Source organism: Clostridium uliginosum (genome assembly GCF_900112485.1).
GTDB lineage: Bacteria > Bacillota > Clostridia > Clostridiales > Clostridiaceae > Clostridium > Clostridium uliginosum.
Map to the genome: position 1 here is coordinate 93,780 of NZ_FOMG01000012.1, position 6,434 is coordinate 100,213.

Sequence of the window (6,434 nt, forward strand, 5' to 3'; positions counted from 1 at the left end):
TGTAGAGTGAAAGGGTTGTATAAATGAGTAATCCAAATTTTGAATTAATAATGGATCCAAGTAATGATAAATTTAAAGATGAATGTGGAGTGTTTGGTGTTTATGCAAATAATCCTATAGATGTTGCATCTATGACTTATTATGGATTATATGCACTTCAACATAGAGGACAAGAAAGTGCTGGAATAGCAGTTGCAGATGGAGAAAAAATTGACTTGCATAAGGGATTAGGATTAATTACAGAAGCATTTAACAAAGAGGATTTAGTTAAATTACAAGGGCATATAGCTATAGGCCATGTAAGGTATTCAACAACCGGAGGAAATACGGTGGAGAATGCTCAACCTATATTAAGCTCATCAAAAATTGGATCAATAGCTATGGCACATAATGGAAATTTAGTAAATGCTGATGTTATAAGAGAATTACTTGAAGATGCAGGTCAAATATTTCATTCTTCAATTGATTCAGAAGTAATTTCTTGTCTTATAGCAAGAAGTGCTAAGAAAGGTCTTGAAAAAGCAGTAATTGATGCAATGGAAGCTGTTAGAGGATCATTTGCATTAACTATTCTTTCTAAAGATAAATTAATTGGAGCTAGAGATCCACATGGAATTAGACCACTTTGTTTGGGAAAATTTGAAGAGGGATATGTACTTTCTTCAGAAAGTTGTGCTTTAGATGCAATAGGTGCTGAATTTGTAAGAGATGTAGAACCAGGGGAAATTGTTGTAATAGACAAAGAAGGAGTACATTCATATAAATATTCTGAAAATACTAAATGTCAAACTTGTGCTTTTGAATATATTTATTTTGCTAGACCAGACTCAAGAATTGATGGATTAGAGGTATACACAACAAGAGTAAAAGCAGGAGAACAGTTATTTAAGGAACATCAAATAGACGCTGATTTAATTATTGCAGTTCCAGACTCAGGAATACCAGCAGCAGTAGGATATGCTAAGGCATCAGGAATTCCTTATGAAATTGGATTTATTAAAAATAGATATGTTGGAAGAACTTTTATATCACCATCTCAAGAAATCAGAGAAAGAGCAGTTGCTGTAAAATTAAATCCACTAAAAGTGAATGTGGAAGGGAAAAGAGTAGTATTAATTGATGATTCTATAGTAAGGGGTACTACTTCGAAGCATTTAGTTGAATCTTTAAGAAGAGCTGGGGCTAAGGAAGTTAATTTCTTAGTTGCTTCACCAAGTGTTAAATATCCATGTTATTTTGGAATAGACACTCCTTATAGAAGTGAGCTTATTGGAGCTAATAATACTGTAGAGGAAACAAGAGATGTTATTGGGGCAGATTATTTAGGATACTTAAGTGAAAAAGGTATTTATAAGAGCTGTGATGATAGAGAAGGATTCTGTATGGGATGCTTCAATGGAGTTTACCCAGTTGCAACACCAATAGAAACATCAAAAGACCATCTTGAAAGGTAGGATTAATAAATGATTACTTATAAAGAAGCCGGAGTTAATATAGAAGAAGGATATAAATCAGTTAAATTAATAAAAGAATATGCAGCTAGGACTATGAGCGAATATGTTTTAAATGGTCTTGGTAGTTTTGCAGGAATGGTTGAACTTCCAGAAGGTTACAAAAAGCCAGTATTAGTTTCAGGAACTGATGGAGTAGGAACTAAACTTGAAATAGCTTTTAAGAACAAAAAGTATGATACAGTTGGAATTGACTGTGTTGCCATGTGTGTAAATGATATATTATGTCATGGTGCAAAGCCACTATTTTTCTTAGACTATATAGCTTGCGGAAAGCTTGAAGCTGAAGTTGCATCAGACTTAGTTAAGGGAGTATCAGATGGTTGTGTTCAATCTGATTGTGCTTTAATTGGTGGAGAAACTGCAGAAATGCCGGGTTTTTATAGTGATGGTGAATATGATATGGCAGGTTTTGCTGTTGGGATAGCTGATAAAGACAAAATTATAAATGGTAAAGACATAAAAAAGGGAGATAAATTAATAGGTATTGCATCATCTGGAATACATTCCAATGGCTATTCATTAGTTAGAAAAATATTTACTGACTTAAATGAAGAGTTTAATGGAGGAGAAGTATGGAAGACATTAATTACTCCAACAAAGATTTATGTAAAACCAGTACTTAAGTTATTAGAAAGCTTTGATATTAAAGGAATGGCTCATGTTACAGGAGGAGGATTTATTGAAAATGTTCCAAGAATGTTTAATGGTGGAGATTTCACAGCTGTAATTAATAAAAATTCATATCCTCTTCCAAAAATATTTGAAAGAATTATTGAAAAAGGTGTAGATAAAAACCATATGTATAATACCTTCAATATGGGAATAGGATTTGTTTTATGTGTTAAAGAAGCAGATGTTGAGCCTGTTTTAAAAGCATTACTAGAAATGGGAGAAAGAGCTTATGAAATAGGATATGTAACATCTGGGGGTGAAGGTGTTTGTTTAAAATAGCAGTATTAGCCTCTGGTGGTGGAACAGACCTTCAGTCTATAATAGATGCAGTAGAGAATAAATACATTAATGCTAAAATAGAAATGGTTATAGGCAGTAAGAATGATATTTATGCTCTTGAAAGGGCTAAAAATTATAATATAGATACTTTTGTGGTTTCAAGAAAAGAGTATGGAATAAAATCATCAGATAAGATTTTAGAATTAACAAAGGATAAGGTTGATTTAATTGTACTTGCTGGATTTTTATCAATTTTAGATGGGGATATTTTAAAAGAATTTGATAATAAAATTATAAATATTCATCCATCATTAATTCCATCTTTTTGTGGACCTGGTATGTACGGTTTAAAGGTTCATGAAGCTGTAATTAAAAGTGGTGTAAGATTTTCAGGATGTACAGTTCACTTTGTAAATTGTAAAGTTGATGGTGGAGCAATACTTCTTCAAGAAACTGTACCGGTTTATTTTGAAGATGATGCTGAAACTCTTCAAAAGAGAGTACTAGAAAAAGAACATATAATATTACCGAAGGCAATTAAATTACTTAGTGAAGGTAAGGTAAAAGTAGTAGATGGTAGATCTAAGATAGAAGAATAGAGGGAGGCCTTTTTCATGAAAAAAAGAGCTTTAATAAGTGTATTTGACAAAGATGGAGTTTTGGATTTTGCTAAATTTTTAGTATCTAAAGATGTTGAAATTGTATCAACAGGTGGAACTTATAAGTATTTAAAGGAAAATGGTATAAATGTAATAGAAATTAATGAAGTTACTGATTTTCCTGAAATGTTAGATGGTAGAGTTAAAACTCTTCATCCATTAGTTCATGCTGGAATACTTGCAATAAGAGATAATGAAGAACATATGAATACTTTAAAAGAAAGAGATATTCACACAATAGATTATGTTGTTGTAAATCTTTATCCATTCTTTGAAAAGGTTAAAGAAGATTTAGAGTTTGAAGAAAAGGTTGAGTTTATAGATATTGGTGGACCTACAATGCTTAGAGCTGCAGCTAAGAACTTCCAGGATGTTGTTGTTATTTCAGATAAGAATGATTATGAAGTTGTTATGGAAGAAATGAAACAAGGAGAAGTTGATTTAAAGATTAAGAAGAGATTAGCTGGTAAAGTATTTAACCTTATGAGTGCATATGATGGAGCTATTTCAAACTTTTTATTAGAAGATGAAGAATATCCAGAATATCTTTCAGTTTCATACAAGAAGAAGCAAAATCTTAGATATGGTGAAAATTCACATCAAAGTGCAGCTTTTTATAGTTCAACAATGGAAGATGGAGCTATGAATACTTTTGAAGTATTAAATGGTAAAGAATTATCTTATAATAACTTTAAAGATGTTGACATAGCTTGGAAGTGTACTAGTGAGTTTGAGGAACCATCATGTTGTGCATTAAAACATAACACTCCTTGTGGTGTTGCTGTTGGAAAAGATTCCTATGAATCTTATATGAAAGCTTATGAAGTAGATCCAACTTCAATTTTTGGAGGAATAGTTGCTTTTAATAGAAAAGTTGACAAAAAGACTGCTGAAGAAATGGTTAAGATTTTCTTAGAAGTTATTGCTGCACCAGAATATGATGAGGATGCTTTAGAGGTACTAAAGACTAAGAAAAATTTAAGAGTGCTTAAGTTTAAGAATACTCCTAATAGTGAAAAATACATGGTTACAGTTGATGGTGGAATATTAGTTCAAGAAGAAGATAAGAAGTTAATTGATGAAATGAAAGTTGTAACTGAAAAAGCACCTACTGATGAAGAAATGAAAGACTTACTATTTGGAATGAAGGTAGTTAAGTACGTTAAATCAAATGCTATAGTTGTTGCTAATGATGGAGTAGCGCTAGGAATTGGTGGAGGTCAAGTTAATAGAATTTGGCCAACAGAGGATGCTTTAAGAAGAGGAAAGGGTGCAACAATACTCGCATCAGATGCATTTTTCCCATTTAGAGATGTTGTTGATAAAGCTGCAAAAGCTGGTGTTAAGGCTATCATTCAACCAGGTGGATCAATGAGAGATCAAGAATCAATAGATGCTTGCAATGAACATGGAATTGCTATGGTATTTACAGGATTAAGACACTTTAAACATTAGGCTACGTTTTAAAATAATGTTTATATTGTAATATAAAGTTCATGGACAGTGAAGTGTATATTAGAAAATTGGAGGGATATCTATATGAAACTGCTTTTAATAGGATCAGGTGGTAGAGAACATGCATTAGCTTGGAAGCTTTCAAAAAGTAAAAAGGTAGAAAAGATATTTATTGCACCTGGTAATGGTGGAACTGCAATAGAAAAGAAATGTGAAAACATAAATATAACTGATATAGATGAATTGATTAAATTCGCTAAACAGGAAATTATTGATATTACTATAGTAGGTCCAGAAGATCCATTAACTAATGGAATAGTTAATAAGTTTAAACAAAATGGATTAAAGATATTTGGCCCAGCTCAAAATGGAGCGATGCTTGAAGGAAGTAAGAGCTTTTCTAAGGAATTTATGAAAAAATATGGGGTAAAAACTGCTGAGTATGAAGTGTTTTATGATGCAGATAAAGCCTTGAAATATTTAAATACTTGCTTATATCCAACAGTTGTTAAGGCTGATGGACTTGCAGCCGGTAAGGGAGTTGCTATTTGCAATACAAAAGAAGAAGCAATAAAGGCAGTAAAATCTTATATGATAGATGATATATTTAAAGGTGCTGGTCAAAAGATAGTAATTGAAGAATTCTTAGAAGGTGTTGAAGCTTCAATATTATCTATAACAGATGGTAAAACAATAATTCCATTTATTTCAGCAAAGGATCATAAACAAATTTTTGATAGCGGAAGAGGTCCAAATACTGGAGGCATGGGAGTTTTAGCACCAAATCCTTATGTTACAAAAGATATATTAAAAGATTTTGAAGAAAATATAATGGATAAAACTTTAGTTGGAATTATACAAGAAGGCTTTGATTTTAAAGGAATCATATTTTTTGGACTTATGATTACTAAAAAAGGAACATATCTTTTAGAATATAATGTTAGAATGGGAGATCCAGAAACTCAATCAGTACTTTATTTAATGGAAAGTGATCTTTTAGAAGTTATTGAAGCTACTTTAAGTGAAGAGCTAGATAAAGTAGATATAAAGTGGAATAATGGGGTATGCATAAATGTTGTTTTAGCATCAGATGGATATCCAGGAGACTTTGTTAAAGGTTATGAAATAAAGATTGATGACAAAATAAAGGATAAGGTGTTTTTAGCAGGAGCTAAGTTAGAAGATAATATACTAAAGACTAATGGTGGAAGAGTGTTATCTGTAATTGGATTAGGAAATACTTTAGAAGAAGCTAGAGAAGAAGCGTATGAAAATATTAAAGGTGTTACCTTTGAAGGTGCTTATTGTAGAAAAGATATTGGTATTTTTAAATAAGTCACATTCAAAAAAATAATATATAATTACAAAATAATCATGTATGTATAAGAGCACATATTAAACTTAGGCATATGAAAGAAAATAACAAGTCAAAGATGCGACGTATATTTTGTATCAGACAAGGAGGTAAAATCAGTTTATAGAAGGCTATGGGCTGATTTCACCGACACAGTATGACGCAAAATAGACTAGTATACTGACTTATTGTTTTTTTGAATATGCCTTAAAGTTTAATATGTCTTTTTTTATTTAGATTTAGTATCAAAACAGAAATTGGGTAAGCTATATTAAAGGAATATAAACAGAGTTCTTAGTCTCAGTTGGGGATTTGAGCTCATTTGAAATTTGGAAATCGTTATATAAGGAGTGTGCGGGCGTTATCTAGTAATTATGGATGCTATCTATCAGATAAAATTTATATTCTATAATAGTGCAAAAATGCTTGAATAATTTTACAATTGAATAAAATAAAAAAACATTTATGATAAATCCTTGTTATAATTGAGTTCTCACACAA

Annotated in this window: 5 protein-coding genes; all 5 read left to right on the forward strand. The window is 31.3% G+C overall.

Translation table 11 applies throughout. The features are described from left to right. Window positions 1-23 precede the first annotated feature (23 nt). Window positions 24-1,454: an amidophosphoribosyltransferase gene (gene purF / locus BM027_RS09665; protein WP_090091285.1), complete on the forward strand. Its 1,431-nt coding sequence runs from the start codon at window positions 24-26 to the stop codon at window positions 1,452-1,454. Between the two features lie 9 nt (window positions 1,455-1,463). Then, window positions 1,464-2,465 (forward strand): phosphoribosylformylglycinamidine cyclo-ligase, encoded by a 1,002-nt coding sequence (gene purM, locus BM027_RS09670; RefSeq protein ID WP_090091287.1) that lies wholly within the window; start codon window positions 1,464-1,466, stop codon window positions 2,463-2,465. Then, a complete protein-coding gene (gene purN / locus BM027_RS09675; protein WP_090091289.1) occupies window positions 2,453-3,064 on the forward strand; it encodes a phosphoribosylglycinamide formyltransferase in 612 nt (203 codons plus the stop codon). The genes purM and purN overlap by 13 nt, the downstream gene beginning before the upstream one ends. Before the next feature lie 15 nt (window positions 3,065-3,079). After that, entirely contained in the window at window positions 3,080-4,579 is a 1,500-nt protein-coding gene (gene purH, locus BM027_RS09680) for a bifunctional phosphoribosylaminoimidazolecarboxamide formyltransferase/IMP cyclohydrolase (protein ID WP_090091290.1), read from the forward strand. Between the two features lie 84 nt (window positions 4,580-4,663). Further along, window positions 4,664-5,914: a phosphoribosylamine--glycine ligase gene (purD, locus tag BM027_RS09685; protein ID WP_090091292.1), complete on the forward strand. Its 1,251-nt coding sequence runs from the start codon at window positions 4,664-4,666 to the stop codon at window positions 5,912-5,914. The last annotated feature ends 520 nt before the right edge of the window (window positions 5,915-6,434 follow it).

Bases quoted from the DNA above. Each gene is read 5' to 3' on its own strand.
- purH (WP_090091290.1), top strand. From the start codon at position 3,080: ATGAAAAAAAGAGCTTTAATAAGTGTATTTGACAAAGATGGAGTTTTG.
- purD (WP_090091292.1), top strand. From the start codon at position 4,664: ATGAAACTGCTTTTAATAGGATCAGGTGGTAGAGAACATGCATTAGCT.
- purF (WP_090091285.1), top strand. From the start codon at position 24: ATGAGTAATCCAAATTTTGAATTAATAATGGATCCAAGTAATGATAAA.
- purM (WP_090091287.1), top strand. From the start codon at position 1,464: ATGATTACTTATAAAGAAGCCGGAGTTAATATAGAAGAAGGATATAAA.